A 1,638-nucleotide genomic window follows, 5' to 3' on the forward strand; every position below is an offset into this window, starting at 1 on the left:
TTTCTTTCGCAAGAAATTGTATCTTAGCATCAAATAATAATTTACGAAGTCGCCACTTCAGCAAGCCGCGGCCCGTTAGCAGATAGCTTGGAAAAGCTAAACGAAAAAAAGAAAACTTTATTGATGAAAAAAATTCGAGGAAATAAAAGAAGAATAAAACAAATCGAAAATTGGAAAATTGGTAGTCTAAAAATTGATGTAGATTATCTTGAAAAAACTAATAAAGATTATGTTAAGTTTAGAGTTTTTCCTTGGAATCCAATTGCAATATCTATACATAATTACCCAAATCCTAAAGGAAAAATCCGAAAGAAAATTATTGAATCGTTTTTTGATATTTACGAAAGTTGGAATATTCAACTAAAAGAGATTGGAAAACCTTTTTACTTAAAAGTTTGGATATTTGAACCAGATATTTATAATTCTCAAGTAGTTTGTGCAATAAATGATAAAATTGAATATTATGAAAATATTTTTCACAAACCAGAAATAGAAAAAAATATTGCGAAATCAGAACTTGATAAAATATCTAAAAGAATAAATGACTTCAATTGGAGTTTTAGAGTTGAAGAATATCCAATTTTTGAAAATGAATATCTACGTGAAAATTTCACTTCAGACAAAGATTATTTAGAAGAACAAAAATGGTTAAAAAGTGAATTAAAAAAACCTTACAGAGAAATTAAACAAGTAAGAGAAGGAATTACAGAAAAAATATTTTTAATAAAAGCAAGCGAAGTTTGGCTTGGAGAAAAATAAAAGCCATCTGCTAACAGGCGTTTGGCAAGATTGCGAATTTTGTAGTAAATTCACGTTTATTTCTCGCAAGAAATTTTATCTTTGAAAGAAAATAATCAGTTCCGAAGTTCGCAACCTCGCCAAGCGCCGGAACGTTAGCCGTCATTATACCAAAAATCGTAAATAATCAACTTTAGAGAATGGAAAGCGAAAAAAAATTCAAAACAAAAACAGGATTTTGTCATATTTTACCAGACAAAATTATTTTAACTAGAGATGGAATAATTGGAAATGTTGCGGAAATTACGGTTGGAAATAAAATTTCAAGAATACTAATTATTTATACTGGTTTTGCCATTTTCTTACTTTATTTTGCTTTTACGGATTATCAAGAAAATAAAATTTTTAGCACATTATCTTATGTATTTTTTGCTGTTTATTTATTGTTTAAAGTTAAACAAAGCATGAACTATTCCGCAACTTCAACAATTGAAAGAAATAAAATAAAAGATGTGAAATTCATAGATGCAAAATATGGTGCTACGCGTTCAAGGTTTGAAGTTATTTTTGAAGATGAAAATGGAAAAATTAAAACTCGATTAATTTTACTTCCTGGTTCATTAAATGATGGGGAAAATGAAACGAAAAAAGCACTTGAAATTATGAAAACTGAAAAAATATATACTTACAAAAATAACGTCGGCTAACAGCGGTTTGCTAAAATGGCGACTTTTTCTTAAAAATCACGTTCACTTTTCGCAAGAAATATTATATTTGAAAGAAAATTTGCGGTTACGAAGTCGCCACTTCAGCAAGCCGCGGAACGTTAAATACAAGTTTTGTGGAATCGAGAACGCTGAATAAAATCTGATTATTTTCACATCTATTTTCAGAAAATAC

2 protein-coding genes are annotated in these 1,638 nt (G+C 28.6%); both read left to right on the forward strand.

Translation table 11 applies throughout. From position 1 onward, the window contains the following. Window positions 1-123: 123 nt before the first annotated feature. On the forward strand, window positions 124-759 hold the full coding sequence (locus tag G6N05_RS15495) for a hypothetical protein (protein WP_166131888.1): 636 nt from the start codon (window positions 124-126) through the stop codon (window positions 757-759). 179 nt (window positions 760-938) lie between these two features. Next, window positions 939-1,445 carry a phosphoribosylaminoimidazolesuccinocarboxamide synthase gene (locus G6N05_RS15500; RefSeq protein ID WP_166131891.1) on the forward strand — a complete coding sequence of 169 codons (507 nt, stop codon included), beginning with the start codon at window positions 939-941 and terminating at the stop codon, window positions 1,443-1,445. Window positions 1,446-1,638: the final 193 nt, after the last annotated feature.

It is taken from the genome of Flavobacterium bernardetii (assembly GCF_011305415.1).
GTDB lineage: Bacteria > Bacteroidota > Bacteroidia > Flavobacteriales > Flavobacteriaceae > Flavobacterium > Flavobacterium bernardetii.